Source organism: Aeromicrobium sp. PFPM2_SD2 (assembly GCF_057364525.1).
The window spans coordinates 1-651 of sequence record NZ_JBNFNZ010000761.1; the positions used below are offsets into that span (position 1 = coordinate 1).

At 49.9% G+C, this 651-nt stretch carries 2 protein-coding genes; both read right to left on the reverse strand.

Annotated features, from left to right (window positions below; all coding sequences use genetic code 11):
- Window positions 1-298: hypothetical protein (locus tag AC2W7G_RS17945; RefSeq protein ID WP_485869626.1), on the reverse strand; the 298-nt coding region annotated here is incomplete at its 3' end.
- Between the two features lie 29 nt (window positions 299-327).
- The coding region (locus tag AC2W7G_RS17950; RefSeq protein ID WP_485869627.1) for a DNA-directed RNA polymerase at window positions 328-651 on the reverse strand (324 nt) is incomplete at its 5' end.

Sequence of the window (651 nt, forward strand, 5' to 3'; positions counted from 1 at the left end):
ATCCTATAGTGATAGTTTTAGTTAACCTATTCTGCGTTGGATTAAAGTGAATACTGCTAGTGCTCCCAGCCACAAAGGCCAGTAACTGTAGGTCTGTCATTTTCGTCACCACCTCGGTCAATGCCTGTTCGTGTGACTCCTCGACCTGCTGCACCAGCCACTTGAATGGGACGTTAAGCTGCTTTGACATCTCGGTTGGGATTACCGTGGTCTTTACCAGACCTTTGCCATTATGTTCGGTCACGGTCACGATTTGAGTACCGCCTTTAACGCCAGTTTGCTTGTGTGCGAATTTCATGTAGTTGCCTCCTTAGGCGAATGCAAAAGTCAGATAAACAGAATGTCTTCGATGTTCAGTTTACCGCGCTTCGGTAGCGCAGGCAACTTGTCGCGTTGACTCTCGTGAAGCTGGTCCTCGAACTGCTCGTAGAAGTCTTGCAGAACATCGTTGTCGCGGTAGGTATCAACCATCGTCTCACGGACTCCCTTGAACAGGAACTCAGCGTCTGCCGGGATTGTCCCAAAGCTGTCGTGAATCACTGCGAAGGACATCACGCCATACTTTCGGTGGGTGTGGACTACAGTCTTCCTCAGGTGACTGCCATCCTGTGAGTGTACAAAGTTAGGGCTGATACCGGACTCCTGCTTGTG